The organism is Gudongella oleilytica (assembly GCF_004101785.1).
Lineage (GTDB): Bacteria > Bacillota > Clostridia > Tissierellales > Tissierellaceae > Gudongella > Gudongella oleilytica.
Window position 1 is genome coordinate 1,973,912 of record NZ_CP035130.1, and the last position, 20,952, is coordinate 1,994,863.

At 43.9% G+C, this 20,952-nt stretch carries 18 protein-coding genes; 1 reads left to right on the plus strand and 17 read right to left on the minus strand.

Features of this window, described 5'->3' with window-relative positions; all coding sequences use genetic code 11:
* Positions 1–2: 2 nt before the first annotated feature.
* Positions 3–1,025, minus strand: a complete 1,023-nt coding sequence (locus tag EC328_RS09550) for a tripartite tricarboxylate transporter substrate binding protein (RefSeq protein WP_128426576.1) — start codon at positions 1,023–1,025, stop codon at positions 3–5.
* Between the two features lie 117 nt (positions 1,026–1,142).
* Positions 1,143–1,328 carry a helix-turn-helix domain-containing protein gene (locus tag EC328_RS09555; RefSeq protein ID WP_128426577.1) on the minus strand — a complete coding sequence of 62 codons (186 nt, stop codon included), beginning with the start codon at positions 1,326–1,328 and terminating at the stop codon, positions 1,143–1,145.
* A gap of 168 nt (positions 1,329–1,496) precedes the next feature.
* On the opposite strand from EC328_RS09555, the gene EC328_RS09560 reads away from it, so the two are divergent.
* Complete coding sequence (locus tag EC328_RS09560) at positions 1,497–1,859, plus strand: helix-turn-helix domain-containing protein (protein WP_164906092.1); 363 nt, start codon at positions 1,497–1,499, stop codon at positions 1,857–1,859.
* A gap of 82 nt (positions 1,860–1,941) precedes the next feature.
* Here the strand turns inward: EC328_RS09560 and glmS are convergent, their stop codons facing one another.
* From glmS to malQ, 15 genes are all read right to left on the minus strand, one after another.
* The gene (glmS, locus tag EC328_RS09565; RefSeq protein WP_128426579.1) at positions 1,942–3,771 is read right to left on the minus strand and encodes a glutamine--fructose-6-phosphate transaminase (isomerizing); all 1,830 of its coding nucleotides are present in this window, start codon (positions 3,769–3,771) and stop codon (positions 1,942–1,944) included.
* A 41-nt stretch (positions 3,772–3,812) separates the two neighbouring features.
* Positions 3,813–4,328, minus strand: a complete 516-nt coding sequence (locus EC328_RS09570) for an adenine phosphoribosyltransferase (RefSeq protein ID WP_128426580.1) — start codon at positions 4,326–4,328, stop codon at positions 3,813–3,815.
* Positions 4,329–4,434: 106 nt separating this feature from the next.
* The gene (locus EC328_RS09575; protein WP_128426581.1) at positions 4,435–5,982 is read right to left on the minus strand and encodes a Mur ligase family protein; all 1,548 of its coding nucleotides are present in this window, start codon (positions 5,980–5,982) and stop codon (positions 4,435–4,437) included.
* A gap of 9 nt (positions 5,983–5,991) precedes the next feature.
* The gene (locus EC328_RS09580) at positions 5,992–7,173 is read right to left on the minus strand and encodes a carboxylate--amine ligase (protein ID WP_128426582.1); all 1,182 of its coding nucleotides are present in this window, start codon (positions 7,171–7,173) and stop codon (positions 5,992–5,994) included.
* 59 nt (positions 7,174–7,232) lie between these two features.
* Positions 7,233–7,793: a DUF5317 domain-containing protein gene (locus EC328_RS09585; RefSeq protein ID WP_128426583.1), complete on the minus strand. Its 561-nt coding sequence runs from the start codon at positions 7,791–7,793 to the stop codon at positions 7,233–7,235.
* Positions 7,794–7,801: 8 nt separating this feature from the next.
* Positions 7,802–9,043, minus strand: a complete 1,242-nt coding sequence (locus EC328_RS09590) for an HD-GYP domain-containing protein (protein ID WP_128426584.1) — start codon at positions 9,041–9,043, stop codon at positions 7,802–7,804.
* A 229-nt stretch (positions 9,044–9,272) separates the two neighbouring features.
* The gene (locus EC328_RS09595) at positions 9,273–9,887 is read right to left on the minus strand and encodes a hypothetical protein (protein WP_128426585.1); all 615 of its coding nucleotides are present in this window, start codon (positions 9,885–9,887) and stop codon (positions 9,273–9,275) included.
* Positions 9,888–10,012: 125 nt separating this feature from the next.
* On the minus strand, positions 10,013–11,050 hold the full coding sequence (locus tag EC328_RS09600) for a LacI family DNA-binding transcriptional regulator (RefSeq protein WP_128426586.1): 1,038 nt from the start codon (positions 11,048–11,050) through the stop codon (positions 10,013–10,015).
* A gap of 17 nt (positions 11,051–11,067) precedes the next feature.
* Positions 11,068–12,156, minus strand: coding sequence for an ABC transporter ATP-binding protein (locus tag EC328_RS09605; protein ID WP_128426587.1), 1,089 nt, complete (start codon positions 12,154–12,156; stop codon positions 11,068–11,070).
* A gap of 11 nt (positions 12,157–12,167) precedes the next feature.
* Positions 12,168–13,049, minus strand: a complete 882-nt coding sequence (locus EC328_RS09610; protein WP_128426588.1) for a sugar ABC transporter permease — start codon at positions 13,047–13,049, stop codon at positions 12,168–12,170.
* Positions 13,046–15,136, minus strand: a complete 2,091-nt coding sequence (locus EC328_RS09615; RefSeq protein ID WP_128426589.1) for a carbohydrate ABC transporter permease — start codon at positions 15,134–15,136, stop codon at positions 13,046–13,048. Before EC328_RS09615 ends, EC328_RS09610 begins: the two co-directional genes overlap by 4 nt.
* Before the next feature lies 1 nt (position 15,137).
* Complete coding sequence (locus EC328_RS09620) at positions 15,138–15,596, minus strand: hypothetical protein (protein ID WP_128426590.1); 459 nt, start codon at positions 15,594–15,596, stop codon at positions 15,138–15,140.
* A gap of 65 nt (positions 15,597–15,661) precedes the next feature.
* Entirely contained in the window at positions 15,662–16,987 is a 1,326-nt protein-coding gene (locus EC328_RS09625; RefSeq protein WP_128426591.1) for a sugar ABC transporter substrate-binding protein, read from the minus strand.
* A gap of 118 nt (positions 16,988–17,105) precedes the next feature.
* Positions 17,106–19,469 carry a glycogen/starch/alpha-glucan phosphorylase gene (locus EC328_RS09630; RefSeq protein WP_128426592.1) on the minus strand — a complete coding sequence of 788 codons (2,364 nt, stop codon included), beginning with the start codon at positions 19,467–19,469 and terminating at the stop codon, positions 17,106–17,108.
* Complete coding sequence (gene malQ, locus EC328_RS09635) at positions 19,447–20,952, minus strand: 4-alpha-glucanotransferase (RefSeq protein ID WP_240671473.1); 1,506 nt, start codon at positions 20,950–20,952, stop codon at positions 19,447–19,449. Before malQ ends, EC328_RS09630 begins: the two co-directional genes overlap by 23 nt.

Sequence of the window (20,952 nt, forward strand, 5' to 3'; positions counted from 1 at the left end):
GCCTACGGATTTACTCTTTCTATGCCAATCTCCTCAGGTGATATTTTTGCTCCTCCTGCATCGTAAAGCAGCCAGGATGATACCTTTTTCCAGTTTTCCAGAAAGTCTCTTGCTTCGTCTCCTGAAATGCCCATAGGTGTTATGGCACTTTCAGATAGGAATTCCTGGAACTCACCATTTTGGAATCCTTTGAGGTAAGCATTCTTCAGGATTTCAATTATCTCAGGCGAAGTATCCTTCTTTGCATAAACACCGTAAAATGGACCCCAAGGAAGATATTTTGAGTATTCAGGTCTGGTGCTTGTTATTGCAGGTATTTCCTCGTAACCGGTTATCGGCTCCTCGGATATGCTTCCCAGGATCTTTACCTCACCGGCAGATGCCAGCTCCTTGACTGCTGAAAGCTTTGTCACTGTTACATCTACATGCCCCCCGAGTAGTGCAGTTACAACAGGTCCATCTCCATCGAAGGGTATTTGGTTGAATTCCGCTTTATCGACGGCATTAAAAAGAGCGGCAACGACATAAGGCAGTCCTCCAGGACCTGTGGTTCCAAGCTTAATTGTCCCCGGAGAATCAGATGCATTATCCAATAGCTGGTCGAGAGAATCTATTCCTGAGCTTTCAGTAGTTACAACCACTGCAGTCTCCCTTCCAATTACGATTATCGGTTCAAAATCATCATAGCTTAGCTCAGATATTTCCATTACCTCGTACAACTGAGGATTCTCAGCTCCATAAAGAAGAGTATAGCCGTCTGCAGGCTGACCATATACATACTGAGCAGCTATTGCACCGGTAGCGCCGGTCATGTTCTGCAGAACTATTGTCTTCCCAAGCTGAGCCTCAACGTGAGGCGTCAATGACCTGGAAATAATGTCCGTACCTCCTCCTGCACCCCATTGGATGATCCCGTTGATGTCGCGGGAAGGAAATATCTCCTCAGTCTTTCCCTGGCTGCATCCTGTGATCATCAGTATTGATATCAGTAAAAGTGAAACTAAAATCGATCTTTTCTTATTCATTCTCAATGCTCCCCATAATAAATAGTCACACTTATATTACCACTGACACTATTAATCATGCAAGAGTATTATAAAATAACGATGGTCTCCGATACTCATATACGAAGACCAATCCATTTACAGCTCTAAAATTTGATTTATACCTGGTATATACTTTTTACCTGACCTTTCTCCATAAAGTATCATGCTAAGATATACCTCTGAGGTTCCCAATGCTTCCGCCAGCTTCTTCTGGGTCATGTTAACCTCGACGAGCTTTCGTTTCACTTTTTCTCCAAATGGGGTCAACTTTCTCCTTTTCATTAAAAATCACATCCCTAAAAAGAATTTCTATTCTCTTTTTGCTGATTTATGTGGTAGAATGGGCTTAGTATGATTAACTATCTTAATTATAGGATATCTCAGATGTCAGATACTGTCAATACAAAATGACTTAAAATCTCTGATGTCAGAAAACCTGGAGGTGTTAAAGTGTCCACCATAGGGCAAAGGATCAGATCTGCAAGAAAAGCAAAGAAATTGTCGCTCATAGAGGTTAGGGATCTTACCGGCTTGTCAACAGGAAACCTGAGCGATCTCGAAAATGACAAATTCGCTCCATCAGCCAATACCCTTATGCTTCTTAAAAAGGTGCTGGAGATAAACATTGACTGGATGCTTACCGGAAGCCTCCCGATGGAAGCTCCCTCCGCTGATGTTTTTCGGGAGAAGACCCCTCAGTATCTTGGTACAGACGAAAAGATGCTCCTGGATGCTTATGGGAAACTGAGCGAGGAAGAGAAAAGAAATGTCATCGCTTATATGAACCTTATACTCAGTAAAGGAAGTCTATAATTTTTTAGGTCTGTGATTAATGTTTAATCAGGTCATTTCAAAAGTGTAACCATTAAAAAAAGCCGCTCAAGCGGCTTTTTCCCTATTCAACAGTAACCGATTTTGCGAGGTTCCTCGGCTTGTCCACGTCATTTCCTTTTGCAAGGGATGTGTAATATGCCAACAACTGCGGATAAACCACAGACAATAAAGGCATGAATATATTGAAGCTCTCCTCAAGATATATCACTGTATCTGCTACCTCGGAAAGGTCCGTATTCCTCTTTCTCGTGATTCCGGTAACAACAGCTCCTCTGGCCTTTACCTCCTTGATGTTAGAAACCATTTTTTCATATATGCTTTGCTGTGTGGCAACTGCAATTACAGGAGTTCCTTCCTCTATAAGAGCTATGGTGCCATGCTTCAGCTCACCTGCAGGGAATGCTTCAGTGTGGATATAGGATATTTCCTTCAGCTTCAATGCTCCCTCGAGGGCTGTGTAGTAATCAAGTCCTCTTCCCAGATAGAATATTGATTTGCTGTCCTTAATCTCCTGAGCGGCTGCTTTTGCCTTTTCAGCAAATGCCGGAAGGGAAGCCTCCACCTTGCCGGGGAGAGTCTTTAGCTCAGCCAGGATCTCATCATAGCACTTGTCTTCCAGAGTACCCTTAAGCTTTCCAAAGTAAAGAGCCAGTATATAGAATGCTGTGAGCTGAGTGGTATAGGCCTTTGTTGATGCGACAGCTATTTCAGGCCCTGCCCATGTGTAGAATATGTCATCGGATTCCCTTGCTATGGAACTCCCAACTACATTGGTTATCGACAGTATCCTTGCACCCTTCGCCTTGGCAGCCTTTAATGCACCGATGGTATCCATCGTCTCACCAGATTGACTTACAATGACTACCAGAGTCTTATCATCGATGTAGTGGTCAGAATATCTGAATTCAGATGCTATCTCAGCCTGTGCATCCACCTTCAGGAATTCCTGAAGAAGATATCTTCCAACAAGTCCTGCATGGTATGCTGTACCGCAGCCAACCACATATATCTTGTTGATCAGTTTTATAGTATCCTCATCGATTGCTATGTTTTCGAGGAATAAGCTTCCGTTCTCATCAAGTCTTCTGTTTATTGTCTCTGATATGACTGAAGGCTGCTGATAAATCTCTTTCAGCATGAAGTGCTCGTAGCCTTCCTTGGTTGCCGATTCAAGATCCCACTCGATTGTTCTTACCTGTCTGTCGATCCTTTTTCTGTCCTCTCCAAATATCTCATATCCTGATCTGGTGAGTCTTACTATGTCCTTATTTTCAATATATACTACCTTGTTTGTGTACTTTAGTATTGCGGGAATATCAGATGCTATGAAGTTTTCTCCTTCGCCAACACCAAGTATTATTGGGCTCTCATGTCTGATGGCGATTATCTCATCGGGACTGCTTTCACACATTACTACCAGTGCATATGCTCCTCTGAGTCTGGCCTCTGTTTTAAAAACGGCCTGAAGAAGATCTCCTTCATAATAGTGATCCAGCAGATGGGCGATAACCTCTGTGTCTGTTTCGGACTTGAATTTATAGCCCAAGGCAAGAAGCTCATCCTTTATAGGCCTGTAGTTCTCTATTATACCGTTGTGTATAACGGCTATTGTACCCTTCCCGTTCGTATGAGGATGGGCATTGTCGTCGGTTGGCGCACCATGAGTTGCCCATCTTGTATGACCCATGCCTATAGTTCCACTTATGGGATCCTTTTCAAGGCTTCCAGCCAGGACCCCAAGTCTGCCTGACAGCTTCCTGGTCTTCATTTTCCCGCTCTCTATTATGGAAATCCCTGCAGAGTCGTAGCCTCTGTACTCAAGCTTTGACAAGCCGTCGAGGATGATGTCCTGAGCATTTCCTGCTCCTACATAACCAACTATACCACACATAGTTTATCCCTCCAAAGTGATTTGCTTTCAGTCACACCCGATCAGTCGTATTTTACCAATGAGTTGACATGATAGCCTTCAAGTTTCTCTCTTCCTCCCAGGAAGGTAAGTTCTATAACGAACTCAAGAGCCACAACGTTTCCGCCAAGAGACTCGATCAGCTTGGTTGCGGCCATAACTGTCCCTGCTGTTGCCAGAAGGTCATCTACGATCGCGATCCTGTCACCCTTCTTGATTGATTCGGTATGGATCTCAAGGGTGTTTGTACCATATTCAAGCTCGTACTCAAAGCTTGTTGTTTCACCGGGAAGCTTCCCTGGTTTTCTTATGGGGACGAATCCAACTCCCAAACCGTATGCGACTGCGGCACCAAACAGGAATCCTCTGGCCTCAGGTCCCACGATGTAATCAACTTCTTTATCCTTCAGATCATCTATCATGCTTGAAACTGCTTGGTTGAATGCATCCTTATCTCTGGTGAGAGTCGTTATATCCTTAAAGCTTACTCCCTTTATTGGAAAATCTTCTATTTCCCTGATTTTAGACTTAAGATCCAAAACACTTCCCCCTCAATTCTTCTTTATGTTCCCAAGAGTCGATCCCATGGGGTCGAACTTACACAACATAAGTTTAACATAACAGCGCGAATTTCCAAACAATTTTTTACAGCTGGTCCATATGCTCTGATATTCTTCTTTCAAGAGGATAATACAGCTTTTCCCTGTCGATTTCAGGTCGAATTCCGGCAATTAGGTCAAATGCGGCTCTTGCTCCACGATCCATTCCCTGACAGCCAGCCAAAAGAACAATATCGTCTTTCTCCACTCTCTTAAGTACGTCTCCTATAGCTTCCTCGAGTGTATCAAAAACCTTCAGACGAAGATCTGTCTGACTGATCACTTCTTTGAAGACCTGCTCTTCCTCAGGTGCTACCTCGTCCTTCCATCCAACTGCTCCAATGCTCCTCGTGGCAACAAGATCGTTCAGCCCAAGCTTCTCCCTCCAGTACACCAAGGCTTCTGCATTTTCCCTGTTCACGGTTGTCCCTCTGTTGCCTCTTATTGCATAGACAATGTGGAGCTTGTTTCTCTCCATATCCGCAAGAGTACTTAAAGTGCTGTTTATATTTTTGACGTTGGCAAAGTGATCGTCAACTATTATGAAATCATCCTCGAAGATAAATTCAAAACGACGTTCAACTCCCTTGAAGCTATTCAGAGCATCTATAATTATATTTACCGGGATACCGTCTGCAAGAGCTATGACCGTTGCAGCCATAGCATTCTCTACGGAATGGTATCCGGGAATTCCAAGGCTTATGTTGAAGTCACCCTTTTTTATTGTGACTTCTCCAAGATCGATATCCTTCTTAACAATGACCTGATAATTTGCCCTGCCCTTTACAAGTCTTACACCTTTGCACAATATGTCGCCGTCATCCCCGTTAATAGAATAGGTAACAACCTTGGCTTTTGTCTGCTCACGAAGACTTGCTATCTTTTCATCATCAACATTCAACACTGCTATAGCGGATCCCTTTGCATTTCTTATAAGGCTCGATTTGACCTCCCAGTACCTTTCGAAGCTCCCGTGCTGATCGATGTGTTCTCTGCTGAAGTTGGCAAAGGACACTATGTCAAAATCGATGTCGTTGGTCCTGTACAGCTCGAGAGCTGAAGAGGATACCTCCATGGATGCCCTGGTGATCCCATTTCCCAGCATTTCCGAGAATAAATCCTGGAGATCAAGGCTTTCCGGTGTTGTAAGCTCTGCTGTTTCGATCCTTCCGCCTGTCTTATTAAGAACGCTTCCAATAACGCCCGATTTGAACCCAGCCAGCTCGAACATCCTGTCCAGAATAAAGGTAGTAGTCGTCTTGCCGTTTGTTGCAGTTACCCCCACCGTTCTTATGGATTTTGATGGATGGCCATACAGGTTCGCACCAAGCCTTGATAAAGCGACTCTGGAATTTGCAACCCTTATCTGATGTATGGGAAGGTCTGAAAATTCTTCAACGACTGCTGCTATAGCACCCTTTTCCAACGCTTCACCGATATAAAGATGACCGTCAGTCTTGTATCCTTTGATCGCAACGTATATATATCCTTCTTCCACTCTCTTTGAGTGATAAGCGACACCCTTGACATCAGAAGCAAGTGCATTCCTGGTTTCCAATATTTCAATTCCCTCAAGGAGCTTGTTTAGCCTCATATATTCCTCCTACCGAAGCAGTCTCTTGACTGTCTTTCCAATTAATGTTCCCGTGTAGCTTAATGCAGGCATGGGGTCGTCCAGACTCCAAATGGCAGGAGCTTTCTTTCTGAACAGTGATTTAAGTATCTCCCAGGCTGTTAGCTGTCCTTTTCTCATATAATCCCTGCAAGCAAGAATGTCCTCAAACAAATACTGGAACACATATCCTGTATCCTCCTTTACAGCTTTGTCAGGAAGGGGGTCTCCCGTCATGTCTCTGTAGCAAACGTATGGGAAGTTGATGCCCGCTTTGTATAGAAGATAGTTCAGAGTAGTAGTCCTTGTGTTAATTTCGATCATGTAAAATTTCCCGGTCTTTTCATCCTTCTTAAACTCTATCTCTCCAAAACCTCTGTAGCCGATTTTTTCAATAAATGGGATCCCAAGCTCAGCAAGTTCGGGGATGTACCTTTGCTCAGTATATACCGAAGCACCGAAGTTTATTGGAAACTGTCTCAGCTTTCTGCAGGTAGCCCAATGTGATATCCTGCCACTTTGATCCACATGAAAATCAAAGGTATACATATGGTCATCGAAGCCTGGGATTATTCTTTGGACTATTACCTTCAGCCCTTCATTTTCCGCTCTTCCCACTGCATCTAAAAGCTCGTCGCGATTATTGCAATAAAGTACCTTTCTTCTGAACTTTGCAACGAAGGCAGGAGAATCCACAGGCTTAACAATGCATGGATATCCAAGTTCTGCTTCAACCCTGTCTGCCAGGTTTGGGTCCGGTGCTTCTATCGTCTCGGGGACAGGCATGCCATGCTCTATTGCAAGATGGAAAAGACTCTCCTTTTTCATTACGCTCGTCCAGAGACCTTTTTCCTTCATGGGAATCAGAAAGTGTTCTTTAAGTATGTCCAGATGTTCGTCAATAAACTCGGCATATGGATCGGCACTGGGGAAAAGAAGGGGCTTTGTATCCTCCTTTGATGCGATCTCAATTAGCTTAGCGATATAACCCTGTGGATCCTCCCGAAAGCTTGGAGCTAAATAGTGAGCGCCCAGATACTTTGACTTTGAGCCATAAAGGGCCTCTTCGAGGTAATCCACTGCGATGGTCTTTACTCCCTCGTAGCCCAATGTTCTTATGATAGTAAGTCCTATAAAATAATTGGTTCCCAATACTACTGCCTTAGTTTGCATGACCCACCTCCAAAAAATATCCCAACCACTTCAACCTATACAGGAAGTGCTTGGGATTGTCAACTGCGTTTTGATGCCAGCATTTCCTTTTGAAAAAAAAGAAACACTCCACCCATGATAAATATGTCTCCTATGCTGATTATTTTAGGAAGCGGATAGGGCTTTGGTATAAGAATTATGTCTGCCAGCCAAACAAGCCTTGTATCCTTATCCACGGCTACATGCTTGATATCCATTTCCCGATCCGGCAGCACAGTTTCCTGGCCTATACCTTGTATACCATCCATGGATACAGGCATTCTGCCGTCATTCCAAAGGATCACCGCCATATTGAGCAAGAGACCTATGAAAAACAGCTTCATGTAGCTTTTCTCATAGTTGATTATTACAGTAATAAGCATTACGGTGTATGTTATAAGCATTACATATACAAGCCAGTCGCCCGTCAATCTTTCTACCAGTGGAAGCTTATACAGCTTGCCGAACGAGAGCGCTCCCTGAAGGATAGCTGCGAGAATGAACATCCAATAGCCCTTGATGCTTACTTTTTCGAGATTTTTTATTTTTCCGCCCCTAAGCTTAGCCAGGGCAATGGATAAAACAGAAGGCTCCAGAAACATGGGATCACCTAATGGTTCATTATTGAAATAAAGGTTTCTACCAGCTGAGGATGAAACTGTGTTCCTGCATTTCTTTTAAGCTCTTCAAAAGCCTCCTCCTGAGTCAGCGCTTTTCTGTATGGTCTGTCGGAGGTCATTGCATCATAGGAATCCGCGATTGTCAGTATAGCCGCCTCTATTGGTATCTCGTCGCCGTGTAGGCCATCCGGATATCCCTTCCCGTCGAACCTTTCATGGTGATGCTTGACAATAGTCGTTATGTCCTTGAGGAAGTCTACCTTGCTTATTATATCCGCACCTATGCTTGGGTGCCTCATTATCTCATGGAATTCTTCCTGTGACAGCCTTGTGGCCTTGTTCAGTATGCTGTCGTTGATACCAATTTTCCCTATATCGTGAAGAATAGAAGCTGTCTTTATGTTTTGAACGCTCTCAAATGGAAGATGATATGCTTCTGCAAGCTCTACCGCGAATTTCTCCACCCTGTTTGCATGACCGCTTGTGTATGGGTCCTTTGCCTCTACTGTCTTATTCAACGCCTGGATGGTTGAAAGGTATAGATTTCTCATCTCTATATACAGCTTGAAGGAATACCTTGCCAAAAGGAGAGGTCCAAAGAACAGAATAACGGCACCATACCCATATCCAATAAACGCCAGGGCTATTATGATACCCATTGTCCCTACTGCTACTGCGCTTGGAAAAACTCCCTTAATATTGGCGATCCATGTATTTATAAATCTGGAATTACCAGAAATAGACAAAAATCCAGAAATTATTGACGTATTAATTACTACACCTGTTAACAATATCAAAATAGTAGGGATCAATGAAAATACTCCTACTTTTCCACCGAATGAAATATATATCAAACTTATGAGTGCGGTAACAATGATGCTTTGCGAAACATTGAATACTGATTTATGGGGAGGTAAATTAAGGATATGGACATATCCCCTTCCTGCAATCTTAGGTGCTCTGCATAGAAAACCAAGTCCTGCCACTGTGGTCGCAAGAAGCGGTCCCCCAATGATTATCGTGGCAATATTTATTGCATAGCCAACAGAAACTCCAATGATATTGTTAGGCAAGGGTATTAAAAGTGACTCAACAACTATTGCAAGTATTGACCAAAAAGCCAGAAGACCAACAGGTCCCAGGCTGAAGTTGAGAGCAAGATATATGTACAATGTTATCGCCAAAGCCACAAGGAATCCAAGGTATACTTTGGTTTTAGTATTGATCCCCATGCCTATCTCTCCTTATATAGATAATGCCGGCTAGTTTTATGCTTCATGTATAGTTAGATCAGTGAGAAATTTGCGCCTGCTGCCAGAACCAATGCTAGAATGCTCATAAATGCACCGATAACTTTTTTCATCGAATATAGCCTCCTCTTAGAGTACTCTGCTGTCCGCTAGTTCAGCATGCTATATTCGCTCCGCTCATTAAAACTAAAAAATTAGCCGGCATTGATCTCTACTTTGTTAAAAACCTGTTGACAGCGTCAAGAGTCGCCTTTACAACTGCTCCGTGATAATCATTCTTTACCACGCAGGAGCCCGAAAGTCTTTGCTCTGTGTCGTTCCAAATCCCGGTAACGCATACGATGACTACAGCTCCACCGGATATCTGGATCTGTCTGACATCCTCGAAGATAAAGGCATCCTCAAAGCCGCAAGCATCCTGTACCGCAGCAAGAGTGCTCTCAACAAGCATCCTGTCTACATTTCGCACAGTATTTACGCCTGTCCTGGAGTGAACGTATTCGTCTTCCTTCTTGGATAGATTGACCCTTACTGTCGCCTTTGTTCCGAAGGTATCGTGGGATACTCCGTTAAGCTTTACCCGGCAGCTGTTCCTTTGGATCATTTCATCCGGAATCTGGGCTATGCTTATTTTCTTGTGGTCAATATCTACGTTGTATGTAGCAAGAAGAACGGACTGGATATCTCTGGCAATCTGTTTGGCACCTCTGTGCCCGTTTGAAACAATGTGGACCTCGTCGATTTGATTGTCCTCACCAACTACTATCTTGCTGGACACAACCGCTTCAATTTTTCTTAAATTGTCTTCCATCAGTTTGTGATCCATAGTATCCCCCACAATAAATTATAAAATAGCATACCATAATTAGATATTAACACGCTTAATCATTACTTTCAATATAAAATGCGTAACAGAGTCAAATAAAGTGTGAAAATTATAAATATACTGCACTATTTAGTGAAGCCCTCTGTGGATGCACGTTTGTGTAGCTGGTAAGGCACGATTACGCTTTTTCCCCTTGTTCCATTCAAAATTGAATCAATGACAAGCTTTACCGATTCCTCGCCCAGTCTTCCGGGATTGATCTCTATGGAGGTGATTGGAATGTTGCATCTTCTTGACAATACGCTGTTATTAAAGCTTGAAACGGCAACATCCTCAGGGATCCTCAAGCCGCTTTCAAGAAGAGCCGTCGCAGCGCCAAATGCCAGCACGTCGTCTGTTGCAATGATACCATCTATTCTGTTTACTGGATCAGATATCCTCTTGCCAAAGTTATAACCTGTCTCCTCATCAAATTTTCCTACGAGTATATGGTCGTCAGTGTACGGGATCCCGGATTCCTCGAGGGCTTTTCTGAAGCCCGTTATCCTCATTCTTGTAACTGTAAGCTCTTTGCCTCCGGATATCAATACAAGCCTTCTGAAGCCCTTGCTTATCATATAGCTTGTCAGCTCATACGCAGCCATTATATTATCATTATCAGCATGGTTAAAGCTCATTTGTCCATTGTCCGGAGATCCTATGACTGAATAAGGGAAGTCTACGGAATCGAGATAAGCTATGGACTTGTCGTCCTTTCTGCTCGTCATAAGGAGAATCCCGTCTACCTTGGAGGCATTTATCATGGCTTTTATGGCGTTAACCTGCCCGTCCTCATCGCCATGATGCGACACCAGCAATATGTCGTATCCCATCTCTGACGAGGTTCTTATTATACCGCTCAGTGCTTCTGGAAAGAAGGGATTTGACAATGCTTCCCCTGGTCCCTGGGGCATTACAAGGCCTATTGTGCTTGAGATGCTGCTTGCAAGGGATCTGGCAATCGCATTTGGATGGTATCCCATTTTTTCCATGCATTTAATGACCCTTTCAGTTGTTTCTATGCTGATCCTCGGATTACCTGATACGACACGGGATACTGTGGAGGGTGAAACACCCGCCATCCTTGCCACATCTCTAATGGTTATCCTCTTGATTTCTCTCATGGCATCCACTCCCTAAATCATGGATTGATACGAATTCCAGTCTCTGAATCGAAGAAGTGGATCGCACTTTTATCAAATCCGAAGCTGTGGCTTTCACCCTCTGTGAACTCATGATGACCAGGTACAGATATTACCAGATCTGTTCCGTCCTCAAGTTTTGCAAATATGGTTTTTTCCTTTCCAAGCATCTCTATGACGTCGACCTTGGCATTGAAGATATCCTCATAGGTATCGTCACTGACGAATCTCTCCGGCCTTATTCCCATGGATATCCTCTTGCCTTCAAAAGCAGAAAGGCTTTCTCTGTCTTCCTCGAAAGGGGTAAGTTTGATTGTATTATTATTGGATACAAACCTGCCGTTTTTGTATTCACCCTCCAGGATATTCATAGTCGGTGACCCGATAAACCTCGCCACGAAAATATTTACAGGCTTGTTGTAGAATTCATCAGGTGTTCCAACCTGTTGGACCTTGCCCTTGTCCAGCAATATGATCTTATTTGCCATTGTCATTGCCTCTGTCTGGTCATGGGTGACATATATGGTCGTTGTTCCCAGCTGTTTGTGGATCCTGACAAGCTCAACTCTCATGTGTTCTCTCAGCTTTGCATCCAGATTTGAAAGCGGCTCATCCATAAGGAATACCTTGGGCTTTCTGACGATCGCCCTTCCCAAGGCAACCCTCTGTCTTTGTCCGCCGGATATGTCTGCGGGTTTGGCATAAAGGTTGTTTTCTATCTGAAGAAGCTCCGCTGCCTCCCTGACTCTCTCATCAATAAGCTTCCTGCTCTCCTTTCTCATGGCAAGGGAAAACGCCATGTTGTCATATACCGTCATATGCGGATAAAGCGCATATGACTGAAAAACCATAGCTATGTCCCTGTCCTTGGGTGGAACCGTGTTTACCCTTCTGTCGTCGAACATAAGGTCTCCCTCAGTGATGGAGTTGAGTCCTGCGATCATCCTTAAAAGGGTGGTTTTTCCGCAGCCTGACGGACCCAGTATTACACAGAATTCCCTGTCATCTATTTCAAGGTCTATGTTCCTGAGAGTAAACTCTTCTCTTCCCTCATATTTTTTCCCTATATTTTTTAGTATGACCTTCATAAACTCTCCTCCTATCCTTTTACTGAGCCGCTGGTCAAGCCTGATACCAGCTGTTTCTGAAGCACAATGAACAATGAAACGATTGGAATTGCCGTCAGCAATCCTCCTGCAGCGAAGGCTGGCTGGTTCATCGTCCTGAAGTCACTGACCAGAGTGAATAATCCGGTGGCAAGGGTGTAGGATTGAGGATTTGTGAGCAAAACCTTTGCCATAAGGTAATCCATGAACGGACCTATGAACGACCAAAGAGCTATTATTGTTAGCATAGGCCTGGCTATAGGCATGATTATGAGTCTGTATACGTCAAAGTTTGAGCAGCCGTCGATCCTTGCAGCATCATCAAGCTCAGTGGAAACTGAATCGATATAGCCCTTAAGGATGAAGGTATTTGAGGCTATTCCCCCTCCGGTGTAGATCAATATAAGCATCATCTGTCTTGTAAACTGAGGTACGATTGCCGATGCTATGGAGTGCATAGTGAAGAAGGCTGTGATCCCTGCGAAGGTTGGGATGGTCTGTATCAGCATTATTGCCATAAGGGATGCCCTTCTCCCCTTGAATCTGTACCTTGAATATGCATAGCCTGTAAATGAGACCACAATGAGCGTCAGTACAGCTGTTGTTCCCGCAATAAAGAGCGTGTTCTTGACCCAGGTTAGAAAGAGTGTCTCAGTGAATAAATACTCAAAGTGCCTGGTGGAAAACTCGAAGTTGGTGTTTGCCATAATATACTGCTGCTGCTTGCCGTTGAAGGCTGATATGACCATTTGCAACAATGGCCAAATTATAGCCGCTGCCCATGCAGCGAGCACTGCATAGGTCATGCCGAGGCCGACTCTACCCAGAGGCGTCAGAGGAGGCTTGTCCGAGAGGTAAATTTTATCCTTTTTCATAGTCTGCCCTCCTTAAAACCCTTAGAATTTCTGAATCCGAGGTAAGCGAAAACCATCAGCCCCAGGGATATGAAGATTGTAATGGCTGCACCAATGGCCTGATACTGATTCATTATAGCCAGCTTGTAGATATATGATATCAACAGGTCTGACGAACCAGCCAGGTTTCCGTATCGTTGAGGATTAAAGGGACCTCCTTCGTTGAAAAGGAAGATCACACTGAAATTATTGAAGTTGAAGGTGTACTGGGTCACTAATAGGGGTGATATCTGGAATAGCACCAGTGGTACAGTGATCCTGATCATCCTGTCCCAGGCAGTGGCTCCGTCGATATCTGCTGCTTCGTACAGATCAGAGGGTATGGACTGGAGTACTCCGGTAGTCAACAGGAATACATAGGCACTTCCCAGCCATCCCTGTATAAGGATCAAGGCTGTTCTGGTAAGGAGAGTGTTGTTTTTTATCTCTATCCTGGTATTGAATATCCCTGCCAGTAGTTCAGTTATCGAGCCTCCCGGAGCTGTCATTATGCTGAAGTACATTATTGTTATGAACGCAGGAACTGCCCATGGAAGGATGTATATGGTACGGAAGAATCTCTTCCCTTTCACGCGTTCGTTGTTTACTAAAAGAGCCATAAAGAAGCCTATCAGTATGGACAGAGTGGTTGCTGCCAAGGTCCATATCAGTGTCCATACAAGTATCAGCCAGAATACGCTTCCCGCAAGCCCCTCTCCCAGAGCTATGAGTCTGTAGTTTTGTATACCTATCCAGCTGAATTTAGACTGATGCTGTGGATCCATGTTTGTAAAGGACAGAAGGAAGGTTGTAATAACAGGAACGAGAACAATGAATAGTATTATGATCATTGCAGGCATAGAGGCTACGTATGGAAAACCTTCTTCAAACAATGACCTCTTGTTTTCAAACCATGACTTTGGTCTTATTCCCTTTATCTTTCCAGTTTCAACCCTGTATACGTCTGAGAAGGAAACATACAGCACAAGTGCTGCCAGAAGTAAAAGAAATATGGAAACGATTCCTTCGATCATGAATATGAGGGATTTGTCTATCCTTGCACCGCCTTCTGCCAGGCTGATAAGACCAGCAATACCTTCACCCTGATAATTTCCATAGCCCAAGGCATAGGGTATAGCAATCAGGTATATGAATAATGAACCGAATATCATAACCGCCATTTTTCCAAGCTGGCCATTCAAGGCCTGTCCCAAACCTGGCAGCAATAGAGTAACGAAGGATATGAATGGCTTGGTTTTTTCAACCTCTACAGGAGTCACCTTTCTTAGATCTGCTATGTCGCTTTTTAGGATCTTCAGGCTCTGTTTGGTTGAATTCCTCAACTCGATATTCTTGCTCTTAAGCTGATCTGTTATACCCTTTGTTGGGATCTCAAGCTCCTTCAGTTTCACTGAGTTTCTGCTTCTCTGCTTAGCTTCCCGAACCAAATTGGCCTCAGCTTTCCTGGAGATGGTACCTTCCTTCCTCAACACTTTTATCCTTGCTATTTCTTCTTTAATTGTCTTTTTCTGAGAGGATTTGAAGGATTCATACTCGGATTTTTTTAATGCCTCCTCAGATGGATCAGCTGCTCTCTTTAGATTCTCCAATTCAATAAGCTCATCCTTGATTTTTTTGATATTATCGAGGATCCCTGGCAGCTGTGTTCTTTCAAGTTCAGCCTTCCTGTAATTAAATTCAGCATCGTAGCTGATGTCCTTGTATTCCCTGTAAAAATCAGCTGCCCTTTCACTGGCAAGGAACCTCAGTTTAAGCTTTCTCTCATTTCTGTCCAGCTCGCCCGAAATGGTTCTTGAAAAGGAGTTCACTTCACTTTTCAACCGTTTTTTGAATTCCCTTTCGTTTCTGCTTAACTCCTTAAGCTGGATAATATATGGGTGCTTATCCCTTCCAGTTATAAGGTCTCTTCTCTTTTTCCTCAGGCCGGGCTTATCCACATCCTTGTTATCCAGCAGCTCGTCTATTTCTGCCAACTCAGCTAAGTATAGGTTTTTTCTCTTATATTCCCTTCCTATCTCATCATACAGATATCTGTTGAACTTACCCAAATCAATCACCACCCTCAGATGAATTGTAGGTACCAAGTAAAGCGATAGAATATGTCTTCACAATTAGTATAATATAAAGAACTATTCCTATGTAATAAAATATTGAGTAAAAATCCCATTGGAGAAGGTGGTATATGAATCCTCCCAAGGAGATGACCAGCCAAACATAGACCATTGCTCCAAATACCCTGGATTTCCCGATAGCAAAATATGCAGTTAGTGCTATTGAAACCGGAAATGCTGTTTTCAAAAAATATTCAGCCATGTTGCTGACAAGATACTCCTGAAAATTGGACTCGGTTATTTGTTCGCCCATGTAGGTCTCCTGGAACCATTTATTGAACATTTCCACGTCCTTGACCTTCGCAGCGGCTTCAAGGGAGTTGAAAAGTATCAATAGAGCACAAATTCCAGCAATAATATAAAAGCCTCTCCGATCGAGGGCTCTCTTGTTTTCCATCTCTTCACATCCCTGGTTTAAAGTTTTGGGAATAGGGGTTTATCCCTATTCCCAAAGTTATTATCTTAGTAGTTTGCCATCATGGCGTCAAAGGATGCCTTCATAGCTGAATATGCATCTTCGACTGTTTGCGGATTATTTGCGGACCAGGAAAGTAGTCCGTTCTTCCAGGTATCCCAAACTGATCCCCATTCTGTGAACAACGGTCTTGCAGGAGCTGCCTCATAGGATTCAAGCACTGCTGAAATTACCTTTTTATCGGTTTCAGACAGGTCGGAATTCATATATTGGTCGACAGATACGTTTTCAAGGATTTTTCCTGTTGCCTTAAAGAAGTCTACCGCAAACTCCGGATTCACGATCTCTTCGATCATTGCCATTCCAAGAGCCATTTTATCTTCATCGCCTTCATTTCTTGAGTTTATTGCCAACCCCCATCCACCTTTCCAGTGAGCGAGAGGATAACCCTTTACAGTTATCTGGTTTATTGGGATTACCTCAAGGTCAGCTCCATTACCAGCAAGTGCTGATAAGCTTCCTGTGGACCATGGACCTTCAATTCTTAATGCTGTCTGGCCGCCGGTTGAAAACTCAGTGTCCATATAGCCCCAGGCTGCTTCTGCGTCCCACATCGGGGTCCCATTAGTGTAGTGTTGTTTCCAATAATCATATAGAGCTGTAAAAACGGCCTTTTGCTGTTCGTTCAGTTCACTGAATTCCTTTGTGAAGTCGGAGAAAAGGTTGCCCTGTGCATCATGTCCGAGGAGTTCAATACCGCCCGCATTTGCAAAGGTTACTCCAAACCAGGCATCAAAGGCTGGAAGCAGCATATCAGTATATTCCAGCTCGGTCAATTCCACCGGACCTGATATGTCTATTCCTTTGGATGCAGCATTAGCGGTATTTACGAAGGTTACAAGCGTCTCGATATTCATCGGGAACGCAAGATACTCGCCATCTACTCTTAGATTTCCTCCAAGACCTGCATCGTAATCTGAAAAACCGCCAATATTTTCTGCCATCATCTTTACATCAAGTGGAGCAAGTGCCTCATTATTGGACAAGCCATATATCCTGTCTGCAGGAATTGCAAAAACATCAGCAACATCAGGATTTGTAACATCTGTAGCATCCAAAACTTCCAGGTGATCAAAGGAGCCTGTTTCGATAAGATTTATCGTCGCACCAGGATTCTTTTCCATTACTCTTGCTACTGCTGCTTCATAATATTCTCTCCAGCTTGACTCCACCTGTACAGATATGGTAGCAGTACTTCCTTCTACTGCAGGAGTCTCAGGACCTGGTTGTGCAGGCTCTGGTGCCTTTGGTGAACATGCTGTGATAGTCATTGCCAAAACCAGGATCAACGCCAATGTGAATCTTTTTTTCATTTTCTTTCCCCCTATTCTTTGTGCATACGGTTGCATGAAACAAAAAATATAATTTAACTGGGGATGATGTCCCCTTATTAAATCCATATTTCATCCGAAGGGCATAGCCCTTCGGAGTTTATATTTTTTCTATGCTCCATATTTCCCTTGAGTATTCCTCAATTGTCCTATCAGAACTAAATTTACCCGAATTTACCAAATTCAACCAGCATTTTCTAGCCCATTCAATGCTGTTCCTGTAATCTCTGTCGATTTTTTCCTGTGCAAGCCTGTATTCTTCAAAGTCCTTTAGCACATAGTAGTTATCTGGCCTGTGCCAGTCAGCTCCGTATAATAGTGAATTGTATATCTCTCTGTAAACTCCCGTGTCGTCTTTGAAGGTCCCATCGACCAGAGAGTCCAGGGCACGCTTCAGGTTTGGGTTGTTGTTATAGACTTCCTTGGGATCGTAGGTATCTCCAATAGCCTTTATATCCTCGACCCGCAGTCCAAAGATGTAGTTGTTCTCCTCACCTGCTTCCTCTACTATCTCTATGTTGGCACCATCATAGGTTCCAAGAGTAGGTGCACCATTCAGCATAAATTTCATGTTTCCTGTTCCTGATGCTTCTTTACCGGCAGTTGAGATCTGCTCGGATACATCTGCCGCAGGGAACAGCTTTTCAGCATAGGAAACCCTGTAATTCTGTACAAATACTACCTTTATCCTGTTGCTTACTACCGGATCGTTATTTACGAGCTCCTTGATATCATTAATAAGTCTTATTATCCCCTTTGCCCTGATGTAACCGGGTGCAGCTTTTGCACCAAATATAAAGGTCCTTGGATGGATATCAAGCTCAGGATCCTCCTTAATACGGAAGTAAAGATGTATAATGTGCAGTGCATTCAACAGCTGTCTCTTGTATTCATGAAGCCTTTTTATCTGAATATCGTAGATGGATCCCGGGTCAATATCAACCCCTTCAGTGTACTTGATATACTCTGCAAGCTGTGATTTCTTAAGCTGCTTGATCCCTCTGAACCTCTCGAGGATGGCTTCGTCCCATGCGAACCTCTCCAGCTCTTTTAGCTTTGCGAGATCTGTTATCCACTCATCTCCTCCCAGAAGCTCGCTTACAAGACTCGATAGTTCTGGATTTGACTGCAGAAGCCACCTTCTTTGTGTTATCCCATTGGTCTTGTTGTTGAATTTCCATGGATACAGCCTGTACCAATCCCTCAGCTCCTGGTTTATCAACAGGTCTGTATGAAGCCTGGCTACGCCATTCACTGATTTGGAGCCATAGATTGAAAGCCATGCCATCCTGATATTTCCATTGTTGATTATCTCATACTTATGAAACTGATCATGTGTAATACCATAGCCTGCGAGCTCCTCAAGAAGCATGTAGTTTATTCGCTGGATTATCTCATATATCTGTGGAATGAGCTCTTCGTAGTACCTTACCGGCCACTGCTCCAGCGCCTCTGCCATAAGGGTATGGTTTGTATAACCGAAGACGTTCTTAACAATCTTCCATGCGCTGTTCCATTCCATTCCCTCCAGCTTTGTCAATATCCTCATCAGCTCGGGAATGGCTACCGCAGGGTGAGTGTCGTTCAGCTGAATTGCGTGTTTGTCCGCAAAGCCTTCAATGCTGTTGTTTTCTTTCTTATATCTCCTTACTATGTCCTGTAATGAGGCTGAAACGAAGAAATACTGCTGTTTTAGCCTTAGCTTTTTCCCCTCCTCATATGAGTCATTCGGGTAAAGCACCTTGGCAATATTTTCCGCATCGTTCTTGGCTTTGACAGCAAGATCGTAATTCTGGTCGTTAAATGCCTTGAAATCAAATTCCTCAAGTGATTCAGCCTTCCATAGTCTAAGGGTGTTTATCATTTTGTGCCCATACCCGATCACAGGGTAATCGTAGGGAACAGCCCTTATCTCGCTGCCTCTGAAGGCTACCAGAACTGTTTCCTTTACCTTTCTGATCCCCCAGGGATCGCCGAACTTTGTCCAGTTATCAGCTTCTTCAACCTGTTCCTTGTCCTTGATCTTTTGTTTGAACAATCCAAAATCATATCTAATGCCGTATCCGTCGAGAGGGTAGCCCAAGGTCGCTGCAGAATCCAGGAAACAGGCTGCAAGTCTTCCCAATCCTCCATTCCCAAGAGCGGGGTCCTCTTCAGACTCCTCGATTGAATCGTATTCTATTCCCATCTCGTCCAAAAGCTTCTCTACCTCTTCCTTGGCGCCCATGTTAATAAGGTTGTTGGTAAGAAACCTTCCCATAAGATACTCAGATGACAAATAAAAGGCCCGCCTCTTACCTGCAAGAGCATTCCTTGACTCAGTCCATAAGGGAAGTACATTTTCCATCAAAGCTTTTGATAATACTACATACTTTTCAGTGTCCAGCAGCTCCTCAAAGGATGAGCCGAAGGTTGTTTGAGAATATAGCTGGATCCTATTTTTAAGATTCTCGTGGTTGATCATCCTTACACCTCCTATATATCCAGGTAAGCCTGGATATCCTGTCTGCAAGCTTATCTGTAAGCTGCTCCTTCAATACCCTCCAGGTCCAGTTTTGACCCAGTGTTGCAGGCTCGTTCATTCTGCCTTCCTCACCAAGATCCAGAAAATCCTGCATCTGAGCTATGGCAAGATAGGCATTCGTACCCCAGGCACCTCTTATCAAACCCCAGTTGTAGCCCTCTTCATCGTCATCCAGCTTGAGGTACTGTATCGCATATTCCCTCGAATCCTTCGGCGCTGTCTCTATCCAGTCCCTGACGGTCCTGTTGTCGTGTGTTCCCGTATAAACAATGCAATTTCTGTCATGATTGTGCGGAAGGTAGTCATTGTCTCCTTCAGGATCAAAGGCAAACTGCAGTATTTTCATGCCCGGAAAGCCAGTAGCCTTAATAAGCTCAACTACTTCTTCAGTCTGAAACCCCAGATCCTCTGCTATTATATCTACATCTCCAAATACCTGGGCAATTTTATTGAAAAGCTTCATTCCAGGTCCCTTGGTCCACTTCCCGTTTACCGCATCCTCCGCACCATAGGGAACTTCCCAGAAGGACTCAAATCCTCTGAAATGGTCAATCCTGATGGTGTCGTACAGCAGGATGCTCTGCTTTATCCTTTTGATCCAAAAGTCGTAGCCTGATTCCTCCAATGCACTCCAGTCGTATATGGGATTTCCCCAAAGCTGGCCCTTTGCTGTAAAGTAATCCGGCGGGACTCCCGCTACAGTTTTTGGCTTGAGATCCTCATCGAGCTTGAAGTATTTGGGGTTTGCCCAAAGATCGGAGCTGTCCTCTGAAACGTAGATAGGGAGGTCGCCTATGATCTTTATCCCTTTATCATTTGCGTAAAGCTTTAGCTTCAGCCACTGCTTCAGGAAAAAGTACTGGGTGAATATCCAGAAATCGATCCTGTCTGATTCTCTTTTTTCAAATTCCTGGACCTCAGGGCTGCCGATGTGCTTCAAATCCTCATCCCATTCAGACCAGGCTTTTCCCCCCTGGCTGTCCTTAATAGCCATGAAAACAGAAAACTCCCTGAGCCACCAGCTATGATCATCGTAGAATTCGGCCAGGGTATTCCCAAGGGCTTTCTTGCTTTTTTCAAATGCCAGCCTGAGAAGTCTGTATTTCTCTTTATATATATGACTGTAATCCACTCTGCTGTCTTCTGCAAAGCCTGCAGAGTCAATGTCGGACTTCTCAAGGAAGCCTATCTCCACCAGCTCGTCCAGGTCTATAAAGTATGGATTCCCTGCAAATGCCGAAAAGCTTTGATAGGGTGAATCCCCAAAACCTGTCGGTCCCAAAGGAAGTATCTGCCAGTAGCTCTGAGCTGACCTTTCGAGAAAGTCGACAAAACCATAGGCTTCCTTTCCAAAATCTCCAATACCATATTTCCCGGGAAGTGATGAAATCCCCATTAAGATACCACTTTCTCGCTTCTTCAC

What these genes read in the sequence shown, in the direction of transcription:
- EC328_RS09610 (WP_128426588.1), bottom strand. Translation starts at nt 13,049, where the DNA reads ATGAAAAAGGATAAAATTTACCTCTCGGACAAGCCTCCTCTGACGCCT.
- EC328_RS09575 (WP_128426581.1), bottom strand. Translation starts at nt 5,982, where the DNA reads ATGAGGCTAAACAAGCTCCTTGAGGGAATTGAAATATTGGAAACCAGG.
- EC328_RS09630 (WP_128426592.1), bottom strand. Translation starts at nt 19,469, where the DNA reads ATGATCAACCACGAGAATCTTAAAAATAGGATCCAGCTATATTCTCAA.
- EC328_RS09585 (WP_128426583.1), bottom strand. Translation starts at nt 7,793, where the DNA reads ATGTTTCTGGAGCCTTCTGTTTTATCCATTGCCCTGGCTAAGCTTAGG.
- EC328_RS09625 (WP_128426591.1), bottom strand. Translation starts at nt 16,987, where the DNA reads ATGAAAAAAAGATTCACATTGGCGTTGATCCTGGTTTTGGCAATGACT.
- EC328_RS09580 (WP_128426582.1), bottom strand. Translation starts at nt 7,173, where the DNA reads ATGCAAACTAAGGCAGTAGTATTGGGAACCAATTATTTTATAGGACTT.
- EC328_RS09620 (WP_128426590.1), bottom strand. Translation starts at nt 15,596, where the DNA reads ATGGAAAACAAGAGAGCCCTCGATCGGAGAGGCTTTTATATTATTGCT.
- EC328_RS09550 (WP_128426576.1), bottom strand. Translation starts at nt 1,025, where the DNA reads ATGAATAAGAAAAGATCGATTTTAGTTTCACTTTTACTGATATCAATA.
- EC328_RS09600 (WP_128426586.1), bottom strand. Translation starts at nt 11,050, where the DNA reads ATGAGAGAAATCAAGAGGATAACCATTAGAGATGTGGCAAGGATGGCG.
- EC328_RS09590 (WP_128426584.1), bottom strand. Translation starts at nt 9,043, where the DNA reads ATGGGGATCAATACTAAAACCAAAGTATACCTTGGATTCCTTGTGGCT.
- EC328_RS09595 (WP_128426585.1), bottom strand. Translation starts at nt 9,887, where the DNA reads ATGGATCACAAACTGATGGAAGACAATTTAAGAAAAATTGAAGCGGTT.
- EC328_RS09555 (WP_128426577.1), bottom strand. Translation starts at nt 1,328, where the DNA reads ATGAAAAGGAGAAAGTTGACCCCATTTGGAGAAAAAGTGAAACGAAAG.
- glmS (WP_128426579.1), bottom strand. Translation starts at nt 3,771, where the DNA reads ATGTGTGGTATAGTTGGTTATGTAGGAGCAGGAAATGCTCAGGACATC.
- EC328_RS09605 (WP_128426587.1), bottom strand. Translation starts at nt 12,156, where the DNA reads ATGAAGGTCATACTAAAAAATATAGGGAAAAAATATGAGGGAAGAGAA.